The 16,540-nt window shown below is 42.1% G+C and carries 11 protein-coding genes; 8 read left to right on the top strand and 3 right to left on the bottom strand.

The window, feature by feature from the left end; translation table 11 throughout:
• Nucleotides 1-430: 430 nt before the first annotated feature.
• Nucleotides 431-5,311: a RecQ family ATP-dependent DNA helicase gene (locus RB604_RS10985; RefSeq protein WP_055295559.1), complete on the bottom strand. Its 4,881-nt coding sequence runs from the start codon at nt 5,309-5,311 to the stop codon at nt 431-433.
• Nucleotides 5,312-5,602: 291 nt separating this feature from the next.
• Here RB604_RS10985 and RB604_RS10990 point away from each other — a divergent pair, with 291 nt between their 5' ends.
• The 8 genes from RB604_RS10990 to RB604_RS11025 all read left to right on the top strand — a co-directional run bounded on the left by RB604_RS10990 (nt 5,603) and on the right by RB604_RS11025 (nt 13,283).
• Complete coding sequence (locus tag RB604_RS10990; protein WP_005924317.1) at nt 5,603-6,865, top strand: carboxypeptidase-like regulatory domain-containing protein; 1,263 nt, start codon at nt 5,603-5,605, stop codon at nt 6,863-6,865.
• A 50-nt stretch (nt 6,866-6,915) separates the two neighbouring features.
• The gene (locus tag RB604_RS10995) at nt 6,916-7,467 is read left to right on the top strand and encodes an RNA polymerase sigma-70 factor (RefSeq protein WP_007478274.1); all 552 of its coding nucleotides are present in this window, start codon (nt 6,916-6,918) and stop codon (nt 7,465-7,467) included.
• A complete protein-coding gene (locus RB604_RS11000) occupies nt 7,464-8,318 on the top strand; it encodes a FecR family protein (protein WP_055295557.1) in 855 nt (284 codons plus the stop codon). The genes RB604_RS10995 and RB604_RS11000 overlap by 4 nt, the downstream gene beginning before the upstream one ends.
• A 98-nt stretch (nt 8,319-8,416) precedes the next feature.
• Entirely contained in the window at nt 8,417-9,979 is a 1,563-nt protein-coding gene (locus RB604_RS11005; RefSeq protein ID WP_055295555.1) for a carboxypeptidase-like regulatory domain-containing protein, read from the top strand.
• A gap of 175 nt (nt 9,980-10,154) precedes the next feature.
• The gene (locus tag RB604_RS11010) at nt 10,155-10,550 is read left to right on the top strand and encodes a hypothetical protein (RefSeq protein ID WP_055295553.1); all 396 of its coding nucleotides are present in this window, start codon (nt 10,155-10,157) and stop codon (nt 10,548-10,550) included.
• Nucleotides 10,551-10,663: 113 nt separating this feature from the next.
• The gene (locus RB604_RS11015) at nt 10,664-10,840 is read left to right on the top strand and encodes a DUF4250 domain-containing protein (protein ID WP_021935863.1); all 177 of its coding nucleotides are present in this window, start codon (nt 10,664-10,666) and stop codon (nt 10,838-10,840) included.
• Nucleotides 10,841-10,897: 57 nt separating this feature from the next.
• Nucleotides 10,898-12,472 (top strand): ClC family H(+)/Cl(-) exchange transporter, encoded by a 1,575-nt coding sequence (locus RB604_RS11020; protein WP_055295551.1) that lies wholly within the window; start codon nt 10,898-10,900, stop codon nt 12,470-12,472.
• 127 nt (nt 12,473-12,599) lie between these two features.
• On the top strand, nt 12,600-13,283 hold the full coding sequence (locus RB604_RS11025; protein ID WP_005924296.1) for a hypothetical protein: 684 nt from the start codon (nt 12,600-12,602) through the stop codon (nt 13,281-13,283).
• A 571-nt stretch (nt 13,284-13,854) separates the two neighbouring features.
• Here RB604_RS11025 and nfo read toward each other — a convergent pair.
• Together nfo and RB604_RS11035 are read right to left on the bottom strand one after the other, a co-directional pair.
• Nucleotides 13,855-14,697, bottom strand: coding sequence for a deoxyribonuclease IV (gene nfo, locus RB604_RS11030; RefSeq protein ID WP_055295549.1), 843 nt, complete (start codon nt 14,695-14,697; stop codon nt 13,855-13,857).
• Nucleotides 14,698-15,122: 425 nt separating this feature from the next.
• On the bottom strand, nt 15,123-16,490 hold the full coding sequence (locus RB604_RS11035) for a TrpB-like pyridoxal phosphate-dependent enzyme (protein ID WP_055295547.1): 1,368 nt from the start codon (nt 16,488-16,490) through the stop codon (nt 15,123-15,125).
• Nucleotides 16,491-16,540: the final 50 nt, after the last annotated feature.

Raw genomic sequence — 16,540 nt, forward strand, 5'->3', positions numbered from 1 at the left:
TATGGATGCTTATTTTCGGGTTTGCGTTATATTTGCAACACGTGTACGCAAGTCGCTGATAGATATATCATGTTGATTTTGAGGAAGTGAAGTAAGGTCGATAATTATCGATAGATTAAGAACAGATATAAAAATAAAAGGAGGTGTGCCGTGCAACGGCACATCTCCTTTTTTATGCACCAAGACCAGACTTTCTCAAGCCAAGGCTTTGTCATTGCCTAAAGATATAGCTTTAGGTATATAAGTTGTTCTTTATGGCAAAGTTACATTTTCGTCCTTACATACCCCAACCAAGCAGTACCATTTCCTCAAAGAATTAATGAAAATATTACGGGAAATGATCTTGTACGTATCATCAATGCCATCGTTGATAACTAATTATTTCATATCATCAAAAGGTAGTGATTGTAGCAATTTCATGTATCTTAACTTATGAAGAAAGAATCAAATCTGCTAAAAGAACAGCTGTTTCTGATTCGTCTTTTTGTGCATCTTTGGGTTTCCATGCCACAACAAATCGTACAGATGCGGATTTTACTTTATAACCTCTTTCTTCCCATTCTGATAATGTATCCTGCATTTTTAATGATAACTTTGCTACAGGCTTATTGGTTAGCGAACTATACAAAAAGAAATTATTGTAAGTCAAAGAATCCCCTCCTCTCAATGCTAAGACTTCTTGCTTCCGTTCTTTGAAAAATCCCAAATAGACATCTTTGTGAGAAAGTTGCAGAACAACATCTTTGGGCATGTCATACTGTCGTTGGTCGACAAAATATCGGTCTGTATTTAAACGATTAAAACAATCTCCGTTCGTATGTACAAACAGCCGGTTTTTCGTACGAGTTATTCCTACATAATACCGGCGCATCAGATGGGCGTCTTTTGAATAATTATCGGATATGAGCATATACACATCGTCAAATTCTCTGCCTTTGGCTTTATGAATGGTCGACACTACAACATCGGCTCCTGAAACATCGCAGAAGTCTTCCACTGACGATTCAAATATAAATTCTTTGAAGTCACTCAGGTATTTCACCTTATTGGTTTGTTCAAACTGTTCTATACAACGCTTCACATACATCAAACTTAGACTCCTGTCATAAGTGGAAAAGGTTACATGCTTGGTTTCCTCCCATAGTTCTTCTGTAATTAGTGGCGTTTTTACTCGTTTGTCTATATATCTTAAGAAATACCTCATCTCGGCCATATTCCAGAAGCGTAAACCGTCCATTGACTGTATTAATTTACAGTTTATGCCATGTTCTCGCAAAAGAGCCACCAGGATGACAGCTTCTTCGTTTGTTTGGGTCAGTACACACGAAGTGCCTTTATCCCTATGTTGAAGCAAGTTTTCGACGAGTGGCTGATACATATACTTTGATTGATGGCGTGTCACTTCTACCCAACCTTCTTCTTTTCTCATGGAGATGATTGGCGCACTTTTTATTCTTTTATCGATAGCTTTCAAGAACCCGTTGGCAAAATCCACCGGATGGCGCGCACTGCGGTAATTCTCGGTCATCTCGACAAATGTGCTTCCACTTTCTTGTGTCAGTCGGTACATATAGCTTGAATCGGAACCACGGAATTCATAGATGTTTTGGTCATCGTCTCCCACTGCTATCACACGCATTTCTTCATTGTTGGTCATCAGAGCCTTAACAAGCGCATGTTCTTCAACTCCCATATCTTGAGCTTCGTCTATGACCAGCACCGTCTTGCCAATTTTGTTTGGCTCTACTTCCCCTTGGGCAATCATCTCGGCTGCTTTTGAAACGACATTTTTTGCATCTTCAAGATTTCCTATCCGTCCCAGAAGGTCGAAGCAATAGGAGTGGAAGGTTTTTATTTCAACAAAATGGGCAGCATTGCCTATTAACTCCATGAGTCTTTGTTTGAATTCCGTAGCGGCTGCCCTTGAGAATGTCAGCATCAGGAGCTGTTCGTGTTTTACGTCTTCAAGTAGCAGAAGTGAGGCAAGTTTGTGGACCAATACTCGTGTTTTCCCGCTGCCCGGCCCGGCTGCAACCACAATGCAACGCGAATCCTTATCGGAAATAATCTCCATTTGACGTTTGGACAGTTGCCCGAACAATTGCTCGTATTTCCGTGGTGTCAGGTTACGTTGTATCTCACTAACTCTGTCCCCTTTGAAATATTTTGTGACAAACTTCCTGTAATCCATCTGGAAATAGTCTTGAACGTATTGTAAGGCTGCGTCGTAATTCTTCACCATCAGATTGGCATATTCGCCTACAATATGTACTTGTTGAATCTTCTGCTTGTAGAATTCATTGAGCATCCGGTAATCGTCTTGCTTGTATCTCGATTTATTGTCTTTTATTCTCTGGATATTCATGGCGTTATAAAGAACCAGAAATCCACCTTCAAGTTTTAGTGCACCGATTTTTGATAAGTACAGAAGTGCTTCTTCCACATCTTCTAACTGAATGTCATCAAGTGTGCCGAAAAGGGATTGGGGGCTTGATTTTATTTGATTCAGAAGTTCTACTACGGAGAATTGGATGGCCTTGTTTGATGAATTCTCCTTTACCGTATCAGAGGCGATTCTGTACAACCATTCTATGGTGAAACGACTTATTTCCAATCGTTTTTCAAAACGTTTGATGGTTGATTCCAAGTTTGCCTGACGACTTATTTCTATATTGCGGGCAGCATCCTCTTTTTTACGAGTATAGCCTTTGATGGTGAGGAAATAGAGTAGTGTCCGAATATCTTTTTCTTTGGATGTATTGATTCCGTCATTTACTGCATTGTCATTCAGTTGCTTGCATGATATTCGTAAAGACTCGTCAGGAATATGGTTGAGGATGTATTGCTCAAGTTTGGCAAAACGTTCGAGAAGTGTTTGTGATTTTCGTTCTGAGTCACCTGCATCCAGCAAGTAGGCAGATATATCTTTACTGTCTGCCAATATACCTTCTTGTCGCATTCGTTCTACTACGGATATTACTTCTTTTTTACTTAGCCCCAATATATCTGCCAGATAATCAATTCGTGATTCTGCTTCTGGATTTTGGGCTTTGGCAATGTGTTTTTGAGATATCAATGATTTGATGATTCGGACTGCCTTTTCTATTTCGTCACTGTCAAAGAGCAGCGATGCTGATATGCGTTTTCTTGCTTCATCCATATTCTTTACAGTGATACCTGTAGCATATACATGAGGTACATTGTTTCCTCTTACCAAATATCCATTTTGTTCCAAAGCTGCTAATGCTGTTCGTACACGGGTTTCAATATCAGATACCGAATCATCCCATCCGGCTTTCCGGGCAATTTCCAATGCAGAACAACTGACTTTCATGCGTTGTCTGGTAAGATCTTTTATCGCTTTCCATATTTGTTGTATTTCACTGATACTTAGTTTTGTCTGGTTCAGTAGTATAAAATGCTTGTCCAAATCATTGTCACTATAAAGCACATAACAACGTGCGCTGAGATTAGGATCACGACCGGCTCTGCCTGCTTCTTGAACATAGTTTTCCAACGAATCAGAAATATCATAATGTACTACAAGACCAACATCTTTTTTATCGACTCCCATACCGAATGCAGACGTAGCCACGATAATGTGTACTTGGTCATTCATGAATGCGTCTTGGTTGGCAATTTTTTCCTCAGCTTCCATTTTACCATTGAAAGGTAGTGCCTTATAACCGTCGCGGGTCAATTTGGCTGCCAGTTCTTTCGTTCGTTTGGTACGTGATACGTAAACAATTGTCGGACAATTGGATTCAGCCACAAGCTCTCTTAGTTTCAAATATTTGTCATTGTCACTATCGGCATGTATGACAGAATAACGCAGATTTGTTCTTGAGGCCGTTGATGCGAATAATTCTAACTCTAAATTCAATGTTTGTTTGAAATAGTCGCAGATGTCTTGTATTACCTTCTGTTTTGCTGTAGCTGTAAAGCAGGATATGGGTATTGGATTTTTACATTTTTTCTTTTGCTGGTATTCTCGGATGAATTTGCCTATGTAGAGATAGTCAACTCTGAAATCCTGCCCCCATGAAGAAAAGCAATGTGCTTCGTCTATCACAAACCTTACAACGTGGCGTGCTGTCAATATCTTTTCAATAGTTTTTGAGCGAAGCATTTCGGGAGATATATACAAAAGTGAGGCTTCTCCGTCCTGTACTCTTTGTATTGACAGTGCTCTTGTGATGGGATCTAACATTCCATTTATGGTTACAGCGTCTGTAATGCCTCTGTCGGCAAGGTTGTCTACTTGGTCTTTCATTAGTGACTGCAAGGGAGAGATGACGACCGTAAGTCCGTGTACAGAACGTCCTGCCATTAGTGCCGGTAATTGGAAGGTAAGCGATTTACCTCCACCGGTAGGAAATATCGCCAGCAGTGATTTGCCTTTTACCGCAGCTTGAGTTGCTTGTTCCTGTAGTGGTTCACCTTCATAGGTCCGGAATTGTTCATATCCGAAAAATGCTTTTAAGTTATGGTGCACATCTAATTGCGTATTGCAATAGTTACAGCCTTTCTGGCAACTGGTGTGACGTAGGAGTTTTACAATAAATTCCACTTCCGGATAATTGTGAAGTACCCATCCGGGAGTGATGGAACGATAATCGGTAGTATCAATCAAAGCCAAAGCATATGCCAATCCGCATGGATATTGTTCGATAAGCATGTCAAGGTCGGCATGTTGGCAAATCTTTCCTGCATAAAGTTTTTTTATAAGTTCAGGTATTCCTTCATTGGTATATTCCGCATCCACCATACTCAGGAACCCCTTAAATTCTTTCTTATCTTTCAGCAGCGATGCAAATAGCCTGCGCTTTTCGTTCGGCAATGAGTGCCAGCGCGCTATTTCGTCTAATAGTAGTGCTTTCGCTTTTTCGCAGTCGTTCACCGGATTGTTTATTTGTTCGCTTGTCAGTTTGTCATCTTTCACAAGCCTATGGTAAGGACGTTCCGGAAATAATAAAGGTGATACATAAAGTGTATCGACTAAAATCCAACGGCATGTTTTGTTTGCGAACAGATACTTAGCATCATGATGAATAATGTTGTGGCCGCAGATATAGTCTGTCTCATTAATAAATTCAAATAATTCTTCTTTCGAAGCTTTATGATAGGCGGCGCCATCGTAGCGAAGTGCTCCAATGTCATGGATCTTATGTTCCTTCAAACTAACCTCAATATCTATTATAGTATAGTTATAGTGTGAGGTATCGTATGGTACAGATGTGGTTTTATTACCGATGACATTGTTTGTGTCCTCAGTTTTCTTGATTCCTATGAGTCTGCTCCATATTGACATATTTCAATATAATAAGTTGTTTTATAATTTGAACTTGTTATGTATCTGTATGGTTTTCTTGATTGTTGTTCGAGTATGATAACTCAATGTACACAAAGGTAAGGATAAAATCATATATTCTGTTAAAATTACTGTTTTCTTATGATTTTTATGTGTTTACATTAACTTGCTTATGAATAAAAATCTTTCCTTTATTTATTTTCTTTTTTACCAAATATTGATAGGGTTTTCCAATTCCAAACCATCTTATAGGTAGAAACAAGAATTATTCACCTTTTAAACTATACGGAGATGAAAAAGCGAGTTGGAATAGCAATCGGTTGGTTGATGCTTTGGGGGATACTGGGTATTACTCCCTTGCAAGCACAGGAAGAAGTGGAAAATTACTTCACCGTTACAGGAGTTGTGAAAGATAAGGAAAATAAGAAAAAGTTGGAAAATGTAAATGTATCTGTTCCCGGTACGAATATAGGTACTGTTACGAATTCGGATGGAGTGTTTGCCTTGAAGATAAAGGATGCAGAAAGCGCCTGGGGGTTGGAAGTATCTCACATCGGATATTTGAATACCCAGATTTCTCTGAAGGGGAACAAAGATTTATCCGATCTGACTATCTGGATGATACCGGCTCCTAATCTGTTGAGTGAAATTGTGATTTTTGGCAATAACGGGCGTGCCATTGTAGAAGAGGCTATCAGAAAAATACCGGTGAATTATTCATCGGGTCCGAATATGCTCACGGCATTTTATAGGGAGACGGTACAAAAAAGGCGTCGCTATATCAGTGTGTCGGAAGCCGTGATCGATGTATACAAAACGAGCTATGCCACCCGGGAAGCGGCTAATGACCGGGTACAACTCCAAAAAGGACGACGCCTGTTGAGTCAAAAGACGAGTGATACGCTTGCTGTAAAAGTGGTGGGTGGTCCCAGTTTGTCAATCTATCTTGATGTAGTGAAGAACCAGAATGCACTATTGAGTACAGGAGATTTAGATTTCTACGATTTTTACTTTGAAGAGCCGGTGAATTTCGATAACCGTATGCACTATGTGGTCAGCTTCCATCCAAGAGTCAATTTAATGTATGCTTTGTTTTACGGGAAATTTTATATTGACTTTGAAAAGCTGTCGTTCACTCGTGCGGAGTTTTCATTGGATATGCGGAATAAGACGAAAGCCGTAGAAGCTATTCTCCATCGGAAACCTCTTGGGCTACGGTTCAAACCACAAGAGGTTTCTTATCTGGTGACTTATAAGGAACAGAACGGAAAGACCTATTTGAATTATATTTGGAATACGATTCGCTTCAAGTGCGACTGGAAAAAACGCCTGTTCTCTTCCGGCTATACGGTATTTTCCGAAATGGTGGTGACGGACCGGCAAGAGGATGGCTTTACGGCTATTTCCAATAAGAATGCTTTTAAAGAGAAACAGGTGTTTTATGACCTGGTAAACGAATATTGGAATGAAGACTTCTGGAAAGAGTATAATATTATTGAACCTACCGAGTCTTTAGAACATGCCGTAGATAAATTGAAGAAGCAATCTCATTAGATTTCAGATAGTTTTTCTTATATTTGATACCAATACAATAATTCCGGTATATGCTGAATGAACTGTTCATACTGGCTAAGATAAAAGAGGGTGATATAAAAGCGTTTGAGAATGTTTTCAGACGTTATTATTCTCCTCTTTGCTGGTATGCAGCAGGCATTACGGGTGAAATGGAGACGGCAGAGGAGATAGTAGGAGAACTATTCTATCTATTTTGGAAGGATCGGGAAAAATTACAGATATTCCGGTCAATTAAAAGTTATCTGTACAAAGCAGTGTGCAATGAAGCGCTTCAGTATTGCCGCCATAAAGAAGTTGAAGAGCGGCATCGCGAATACGTACTGGCTACCGATACTTTCGGGCAGGGAACGGATCCCCAACGGGATTTGGAGTATGAAGAATTGCAGGCACTGATTCGGCATACGCTTGACAAACTCCCCGGACGCCGGCTTCGTATATTTGAGATGCATCGTATGGAAGGTAAAAAGTATGCCGAGATTGCCCTGGCTCTCTCCCTTTCAGTGAAGACAGTGGAGGCGGAGATGACGAAAGCACTCTGTACTTTACGAAAAGAAATCGATAATTATATTTTAGCGAAATGATTGAAGTGAACAAAAATAGTACAAGGACGGATGTAGCGTGGAAACGTTTATATAGCCGCTTGAACCAAGATAATCTGCTTCCGGCCACCGGAGAAGAGACGATACATCGTAGGCTTTTCTTGAAATGGGGAAGGGTGGCTGCGGCTGTGTTTATAGGGGCTGTCTGCTTGGCATCGGTTCTGTGGATTGCACCGGGAAACAGGCATACCGGCTTGAATTTGGTGATACAGGAAAATCGCGAAGCATCTACTTTGGTTACAACTCTTGAAGACGGTTCTATTGTCTATTTAGGACAACAAAGTACTCTGAAATATCCCGAACACTTTGCTGCGGATAAGCGGGAAGTAAATCTCCGTGGAGAAGCTTTTTTTAATGTGACCAGAAAATATGAACAGACTTTCCTGATCGAAACAGAGAAAGTGCGGATCGAAGTGTTGGGTACGGCTTTTAATGTCCGCAGTAACGAAAAAGGTCTTTTCTGCCTGTCTGTGCGACGGGGCAGGGTAAGGGTTTCGATGAAGCAGGGAGGACACAGTGTACTGGTAGATGCCGGGAAGACAGTTACATTGCAGGAAGAGCGGTTGCAACTGAGTGATACCCGGGAGTCTGGCGAGTCCGGACGTTATACAAGAAATATACGTTTTAAGGATGAATGTCTGGAAGATATTTTGCGGGTGGTGAATGATGAAAATTCCGCATTACGGTTACAGGTCGGCTCTCCAGCTTTAAACCGACGGAGACTGACTATTGAATTTTCGGACAGTTCTCCCGAAATGGTTGCTGAATTGATCTGCTATGCATTGGGCTTGAAGTGTTCGCGCGAGGACGGCAAATTGATACTGTCCGAATGAGAATTCTTTAAATCATTTCGGATAATAATATCTTTAATAAGGCTGGATGATGATCTCTCTAAATAATAGGCAAATAACGGTTTCTTAAATATAGAATTATGAAATACTGCCGTCTCTTTATGTTCTTCTTGGGATTGTTTCTCATTGCTGCCGGTACGCTGAGAGCAGACGGAGACGATGTGCTTGATCGCCTCATCAGGTTGCCTAAGATGAAAGGTACGGTATATGCTTTATTAGGCAAGGTTTCGGAATGTTCCGGATACCTTTTTGTTTACGATAGTAAAATTGTGAACAATGATGCCGTGGTAAGGATAAAGGGTAAAGAGTGTACGGTTCGACAGGCCATTTACGGGATAATAGGCAATAAAACGTTGGAACTTAAGGTGATAGGGCAGCATATCCTTATTTTACATGCCGATGGCAGAAGAACTGAAATAGAGAAAGAAACCGGACTGTCTTATCCGGCCTATTTTACGGTTTCCGGTAGATTGCGAGACAAAGAGACGGGAGAGTCTATCGTAAATGCATCTGTCGCTATTCAGGGAACTTCAATGGGAAATGTTACGAATAAAGATGGCGGGTTCCGGCTTCATCTGCCGGATTCTTTAAGACATTGTACTCTTTCCTTTTCTCATCTGGGATATGTAGCACAGGATGTTGAAGCGGCTGTTTTGGTTGGCCGTGATAACATACTAAGTCTGGAACCGAAGGTTGTTCCTTTACAGGAACTTCTGATTCGGTTGGTAGAACCCGGAAAGCTGTTACGGGAAATGATCGAGTGCCGGAAAGAAAATTATTCGTTGAATCCTGTCTATCTGACAACGTTCTATCGGGAAGGAGTTCAATTGAAAGGTAAGTTTCAAAGCTTGACGGAAGCAGTTTTCAAAGTATATAAAAGTTCTTTGTTGGACTCCGATATGCCGGACCAAGTGAAATTGTTGAAGATGAACCGGATGGATAACCGGGAAAATACCGACAGTTTGATAGCTAAAATACGGGCAGGTATCCAGGCTTGCCTGCAACTTGATGTGATGAAGGATTTACCCGATTTTCTGTCGGTCGATTCGGAGGATAACCCATATGTATATACTTCCGGCGGTATTACTTTTTTGGACGATCGTTGTGTCAATGTAGTCTGCTTCGGGCAAAAGCCGGGAGTCAAAGAACCGCTCTATTGTGGCGAGTTGTATATCGATTCGGAAAATGGTGCATTGCTGAAGGCCTGTATTGAAGTACAACCTCGATATATAAAGAGGGCTACGCGGATTTTTGTTGTCCGGCAAGCGCAGAATGTAAACTTGACTACCCAGAAGGTAGTATATACCATCTCTTATAAGCCATGGAACGGAACGTATTATATCCATCATATTCGCGGCGATCTGTATTTCAAAATGAAGAAGAAGCGTGTATTATTCAGTAACCCTACACTGCATACTTGGTTTGAGATGGTGACTTGCAGAGTGGATACAGAGCATGTCGTTCGTTTTTCCCGTACCGAGCGGATACCTACTCATGCGGTTTTTTCGGACATGAATTTCAAATACGATGAACGTTTTTGGGAAGATTTCAATGTTATTCCATTGGAAGAGGAACTGAGCAGGATTATCGAAAAAGTGGCATTAAAGATCGAGCAAATCGATCATCCGGAAGAATCCAGATGAGCTTGTAGGAGAATCATAACTCATCTTATTATCAGAGATATTCCGAAAATATTCATTAGTTTTGTAGTCATCTTTTCCAGTATTTTCGGTTTATATATTTTGAGGTGACATGGAAAGAACGGAGGAGATTCGGGGAGCTATAATCCGGACGCAATACTTTTGAAAACAATAAGTTATGATTAAACAAGATTATCTGTTACGTATGATTCAGGAGATTATTTCATTGATAGCCAATGCGATACTGAATAAAAAGAAAATCCGTCAGCAGGAGTGGGTGGAGTATGATTGTCTGACCGGACAGATATTGGGCTTTCCTGCGGAACAACTGATAGGTATGGATATGCAGGAACTGATTGAGCAATACGAAGGCGATCCTGATAGAATGGGGAAGATAGAGTTGGCTGCCATGACTTTGTTGAAAATGTCCGATGAAACGGATGCCGATCATCTTTTACAGAAATCCAAGCTCCGGCAGGAGGGGATGGAGTTGTTGAAATATGTTCAGAAAGCGGGGAACACCTTTTCCATCCAGCGTGTGGCATTGATTAATTTGTTAGAGATGAACGGATAAGCAGAGTGCTGCGGATGGCAGTGAGAAATGCGCTGTTAAAACTTCATGGTATACATATCCATTTATTCTGAAAAACTGTATCTTTGTGCCCGATTGTAAAATAGCGTTTTGATATGGAATTACCTAAAGACCCGATGATGCTGTTCAGCGTTGTCAATATGAAACTTCGTGATCATTATTCTTCATTGGATGAACTGTGTGATGATCTGCACATTGATAAAGACGATATTATCGGCCGGCTGAAAGCTGCCGGTTTTGAATACAGCCCCGAACATAATAAGTTTTGGTAATCCTCACAAACATCTCCGGCTGTTTGGTTGTTATACCCCCAAAACATATATCGGGGTATGTTCGCACGTTGGAAAAGCTTGAAAGGAGTCAGAGGATGGTATGTTTGGAAATTAAAACTGATTGATGCCAGATTGTATTTCGTCAGTATCTTTGTGGGATTACTGACGGGACTTGTGGCCGTACCCTATCATTATCTGTTACAGTTCTTTTTTGATACCCGGCGTACTTTTTTCGATGCTCACCCTCGTTGGTATTGGCATATTCCGTTGTTTTTGGCATTGTGGGGTATTCTTATTTTTGTCGCTTGGCTGGTCGGCAAAATGCCGCTTATTACTGGAGGAGGTATTCCGCAGACACGCGGAGTGATTAACGGCCGTATTTCCTATAAACATCCTTTCATCGAGATGGTCTCCAAATTTGCGGGCGGTGTACTTGCACTTACAGCCGGTTTGTCCTTGGGGCGTGAAGGACCATCGGTGCAGATCGGTTCTTATGTGGGGTGTCTTGTTTCCAAATGGACAAGGGTACTTTCGGGAGAGCGTAAACAGCTTCTTGCTGCCGGGGCAGGAGCCGGGCTGGCAGCCGCTTTTGCAGCTCCGTTGGCCTCATCATTATTGGTTATCGAGTCTATTGAGCGTTTTGATGCGCCAAAAACTGCCATCACTACATTGCTTGCGGGTGTTGTGGCAGGAGGGGTGGCCAGTTGGCTGTTTCCTGTCAATCCCTACCATCTGATAGATGCCATTGAGCCGTTGCTTCCTTTTCTTTCCCAATTGAAACTGTTTTTATTGCTGGCGGTGGTGATTTCTCTTTTTGGGAAGTTCTATTCTGAAGTGACCTTGTATTTTAAGCAAGTTTATACCGGTGTAAAGCATCCGGCATATATGAAGATGCTCTATTTGCTGGTAGTAGCTTACTCTATCTCGCTGGTACAGGTAAATCTGACGGGGGGAGGAGAGCAGTTTTTGCTGGAACAGGCTTCCGGTAATGGCAGCATCCAAATAATGTGGGTGGTAGCTATGATGATGCTTCATTTTGTGTTTACAGCACTTTCCGTTTCTTCCGGATTGCCGGGAGGAAATTTCATTCCTACTTTGGTTACCGGAGGATTGTTCGGGCAAGTGATCGCTTTGATATTGGTGCAGAGAGGTTTCATCGCACAGGAGAATGTGAGCTATGTGATGCTGATTTGTATGTCCGCTTTCTTGGTGGCCGTTATCCGGACGCCATTGACGGCTATTGTCTTAATCACTGAAATCACCGGACATTTCGAAGTGTTTTATCCTTCTGTGGTGGTGGGCGGATTGACTTACTATTTTACGGAATTGCTTCAGATACAGCCTTTCAACGTCACTCTTTACGATGATATGATTCATACTCCGGATTTTCAGAAGCAGAAACGCTATACTCTTTCCGTTGAAATCATGACCGGTTCCTATCTGGATGGTAAAGAGGTTGATGAATTACGGTTACCCGAACGCTGTATCATCATCAATGTACACCGTGACCGAAAGGATCTGAAACCGGATGGAATACGGTTGATTCCGGGTGATCAGGTGCAGATAGAAATGGATGCACAGGATATTGAAAAGTTATACGAACCATTGGTTAGTATGGCAAATATTTATTGAAAAGGCTTGAATGGTGAGCAAAACTGTAATAGTTATAGGCTATTTCGATGCTTTTTACTAATAATTCTTTGTTTTCTATTTCTTTTGTCTATATTTGCAGCCATACTTAAAAATAACACCTACTGAGATGAAAAAACACGATTCTCTTTTCTTTCTCTGCGTGCTTGTCTGTTTCCTCCCTTTTTTCTTGAGTGATGCAGTATATGATGCTTATAAGCAGTTCAATGCCTCCCACGGCATGGTGATGAGTTTTATCAAGTTTGCCATTCTCTCCACTTTGGGCGAAGTTATCGGTCTGCGTATCAGCACCGGTGTTTATCATCGTTCCGGTTTTGGCATTCTGCCGCGTGCCTTTGTCTGGGGCTTGCTTGGGTTGGGGATAAACATGGCTTTTGTGGTTTTCTCGGCGGGAGTTCCCGCATTTGCTTCCTATTTGGGAGTGCAGGATGCTTCCGGTATTATGTCCGGTCCTTTTTCATTGGATAAGGTATTACTTGCATTGGCCATTTCTGTGACTATGAATACTATTTTCGGGCCGGTATTTATGACGTTGCACAAGGTTACCGATACCCATATTCTGGCTACCGGAGGGACGTTGAAAGGTTTCTTTACTCCCATCCCTATGGGAAAAATATTGCAGGGGTTGAATTGGAAAGTGCAATGGGGATTCGTGTTTAAGAAAACCATTCCTTTTTTCTGGTTTCCTGCTCATACGATTACGTTTTTATTGCCCGGTGATGCTCGTGTGTTGTTTGCTGCTCTGTTAGGGGTAGTGCTTGGCATATTCTTGGCTGTGGCTGCACGTAAATAGATGGAATAGTGTGTTTTTTATTAAAATACCACTGAGAATTTACCCCTTTCACCACCTTCACCTTTTTGCTCAATTCCCTTATTCATCGGATATACAGGGTGAAGGGGCACTCGGTCTTTTGTGCACCGTGCAAAGTTCTTCTAAGAACGGTGCATTCACACTGTATGGATAGTGCTCGGAGGAAGTAAGCATCCTGCTTACGGTTGTTGACATGCCGCGTCGTTTCTTTTTAGCGGGGGTTCACCTTGTCTGCCCGATGAATAAAGGGATTGAGCAAAAAAGGTGAAGGTGGTGAAGACGGGAAGAATATGTTGGATACCGACTGTTATAAAGGGAATTTTAAACTATAAAAGAAAAGATGTAGCAGATTTTAAAAAAAGATGCTACATTCTTTTTCTTAACTTGCTACATCTTTTAGGGAAAGACGGAAGTCTTTTGCGAGAAGCTGCTACGTCTTTTTCTTAATCCGATTGCGTTTCTACTATCAATTGCATTTCATTCCACTGCCGGTTACATCGCATTGGGTTTTCGAGTTATTCCTTTTGCAATTGTACATTTGTCGAATGAAACTCTATTTGGATTCCGACTGCTCTCTTAACCATGCGATTTCCTGCGGCCATAGTGTTTCGTCTATCGTCTCAAGTATAAGCGGCATATTGTCGAAACGTGGGTCACGCATCAATTTCTCAAAGAAAGGGAATCCGATAAAACCTTTTCCGATGCTGTCGTGGCGGTCCACGCGGCTACCCAATGCTTTCTTCGAGTCATTGAGGTGCATGGCGCGAAGATATTGAAAGCCGACCACTTCTTCAAACTCATTGAAAACCTTTTCATAATCTTCCAACAGGTCATAGCCGGCGGTAAAAGTATGGCAGGTATCCAAGCAGACCCCTACGCGGGTTTTATCTTCCACACGGTCGATGATGTACTTTAAATGCCAGAACTCATTACCGAGGTTACTGCCTTGCCCGGCGGTGTTCTCGATGACTGCCGTCACCTCTTTCGTTTTTTCTAAAGTGATGTTGATACTTTCCGCGATGAGGCTAAGGCAATCTTCTACAGAAATTTTGTTCAGATGACTACCGGGATGGAAATTTAACAATTTCAGTCCTAACTGTTCGCAACGCTGCATTTCGTCCAAAAAGGCAGCGCGGCTTTTCTCCAATCCCTCCGGTTCCGGATGTCCGAGGTTGATCAGGTAACTGTCGTGCGGAAGGATGTATTCCGGTTGGAAATCATACTTGGCGCAGTTCTCTTTAAAAAGGCGTATACTCTCTTCCGTCAATGGCTTACTTACCCATTGGCGTTGGTTCTTAGTGAAAAGTGCAAAGGCATTTGCGCCTATTTTGTGTGCATTGACGGGAGCGCTTTCTACACCACCCGATGCACTGACATGTGCTCCGATATATTTCATGAAGTTTCTTTTTTTATTCTATAATCCAATGTTCTATATTACGTTCTTTTTGTGAGAAGTTGACTCCGACTTTAACGAGTGTCCTTCCATCGGCGATGTATGGGATAAGGTATCCTTTTTCATTGATCCGTTCCTTCTTTAATGGGGTTTATCATAGCTTTTTCAAGCACTTGGTTTGGTTTACAAAGATAGATAAATTCCCGTTGATACAACAAGGAGTAACCCATAAATGTTTCTTTCATGCAGACCAAGAAGAAATTTTGGTTATGCCACGGATCGGAAAGGAATTTGAAGCCTGTGATATGTGGGAAAGATACAGGTACTCCACTGGGTTGTACGGGTATTTATGTGAAAAATATGAATCCCCTTTCTCGCTTTGTCGATGGCAAGAGAGGGGATTATAAACAGAGTGATAATTGAAAACTTTACGCCAGATTACCTATTTCATCCAGATTCTTTTGAATATCCTCGTCACTGAGCGAGTAGTTCATCAAGTCTCCTGCCAGGTATTTATCATACGATGCCATATCGATGAGACCGTGACCGGAAAGATTGAATAAGATCACTTTCTCTTCTCCGGCCTCCTTACATTTATTGGCTTCACGGATGGTGGCGGCAATGGCATGGCACGATTCGGGAGCAGGAATGATACCTTCGGCCTGTGCGAAAAGGCAACCGGCTTCGAAGGATTCGAGCTGCTTGATATCTACCGCTTCCATTAGTCCGTCTTTCAACAACTGAGAAACGATGACACCTGCACCATGATAGCGAAGGCCGCCTGCATGAATATTTGCCGGAGCAAAATTGTGGCCTAAAGTGAACATGGGCAATAAGGGGGTATACCCTGCTTCATCTCCAAAGTCGTATTGGAACTTTCCGCGTGTCAGTTTCGGACAAGAAGCCGGCTCTGCTGCGATAAAACGTGTCTTTTTTCCTTCAAGGATGTTGTGACGTATAAAGGGGAAAGAAATTCCGCCGAAGTTGGAACCGCCTCCAAAACAGGCAATCACCATGTCGGGGTATTCTCCGGCCATCTCCATCTGCTTTTCAGCTTCCAGTCCGATGACGGTTTGATGTAAAGCCACATGACTGAGCACCGAACCGAGGGTATACTTGCAGTTCGGAGTTGTTTGTGCCAGCTCGATCGCTTCGGAAATGGCGGTACCTAATGAACCTTGATAATTCGGATGGGCAGTCAGTATATCTTTTCCTGCGCGGGTAGACATGGAGGGGGAAGGGGTAACCTGTGCGCCGAATGTCTGCATAATACTGCGGCGGTATGGCTTTTGCTCATAGCTGATCTTTACTTGATATACGGCCGCTTCCAGTCCGAAAAGTTTAGCGGCATATGCCAGTGACGCCCCCCATTGTCCGGCTCCGGTTTCTGTTGTAACGTTTGTTACACCCTCTTTTTTGCAATAATAAGCTTGCGGAATGGCAGAGTTCAGTTTGTGTGATCCCATCGGGCTTACACTTTCGTTCTTGAAATAAATATGTGCCGGAGTACCCAGTGCTTTCTCCAGTCCGTAAGCGCGCACCAAAGGGGTACTGCGATAATATTTGTACATTTCGCGCACTTCCTCGGGAATCTCGATCCATTTATCTGTTTGGTTTAATTCCTGGCGGCAGAGTTCTTCTGCAAATATCGGGTAAAGATCTTCGGCTTTCAGAGGTTGTTTGGTACCGGGATGTAAGGGAGGCATCGGTTTGGTTACCATGTCAGCCTGAATGTTGTACCAATAGCGTGGAATTTCATCTTCGGGTAGTATATACCTTTTAGTTTTATTACTCATAATATTGTGGTTTTTGATATTTTAGTTGCCAAAAATAAACATAATTTTTA

The organism is Bacteroides salyersiae, assembly GCF_031172035.1.
Classification (GTDB): Bacteria; Bacteroidota; Bacteroidia; order Bacteroidales; family Bacteroidaceae; genus Bacteroides; species Bacteroides salyersiae.

What these genes read in the sequence shown, in the direction of transcription:
- RB604_RS11035 (WP_055295547.1), bottom strand. Translation starts at nt 16,490, where the DNA reads ATGAGTAATAAAACTAAAAGGTATATACTACCCGAAGATGAAATTCCA.
- RB604_RS11015 (WP_021935863.1), top strand. Translation starts at nt 10,664, where the DNA reads ATGGAATTACCTAAAGACCCGATGATGCTGTTCAGCGTTGTCAATATG.
- RB604_RS11005 (WP_055295555.1), top strand. Translation starts at nt 8,417, where the DNA reads ATGAAATACTGCCGTCTCTTTATGTTCTTCTTGGGATTGTTTCTCATT.
- RB604_RS10990 (WP_005924317.1), top strand. Translation starts at nt 5,603, where the DNA reads ATGAAAAAGCGAGTTGGAATAGCAATCGGTTGGTTGATGCTTTGGGGG.
- RB604_RS11000 (WP_055295557.1), top strand. Translation starts at nt 7,464, where the DNA reads ATGATTGAAGTGAACAAAAATAGTACAAGGACGGATGTAGCGTGGAAA.
- RB604_RS11010 (WP_055295553.1), top strand. Translation starts at nt 10,155, where the DNA reads ATGATTAAACAAGATTATCTGTTACGTATGATTCAGGAGATTATTTCA.
- nfo (WP_055295549.1), bottom strand. Translation starts at nt 14,697, where the DNA reads ATGAAATATATCGGAGCACATGTCAGTGCATCGGGTGGTGTAGAAAGC.
- RB604_RS11025 (WP_005924296.1), top strand. Translation starts at nt 12,600, where the DNA reads ATGAAAAAACACGATTCTCTTTTCTTTCTCTGCGTGCTTGTCTGTTTC.
- RB604_RS10985 (WP_055295559.1), bottom strand. Translation starts at nt 5,311, where the DNA reads ATGTCAATATGGAGCAGACTCATAGGAATCAAGAAAACTGAGGACACA.
- RB604_RS11020 (WP_055295551.1), top strand. Translation starts at nt 10,898, where the DNA reads ATGTTCGCACGTTGGAAAAGCTTGAAAGGAGTCAGAGGATGGTATGTT.
- RB604_RS10995 (WP_007478274.1), top strand. Translation starts at nt 6,916, where the DNA reads ATGCTGAATGAACTGTTCATACTGGCTAAGATAAAAGAGGGTGATATA.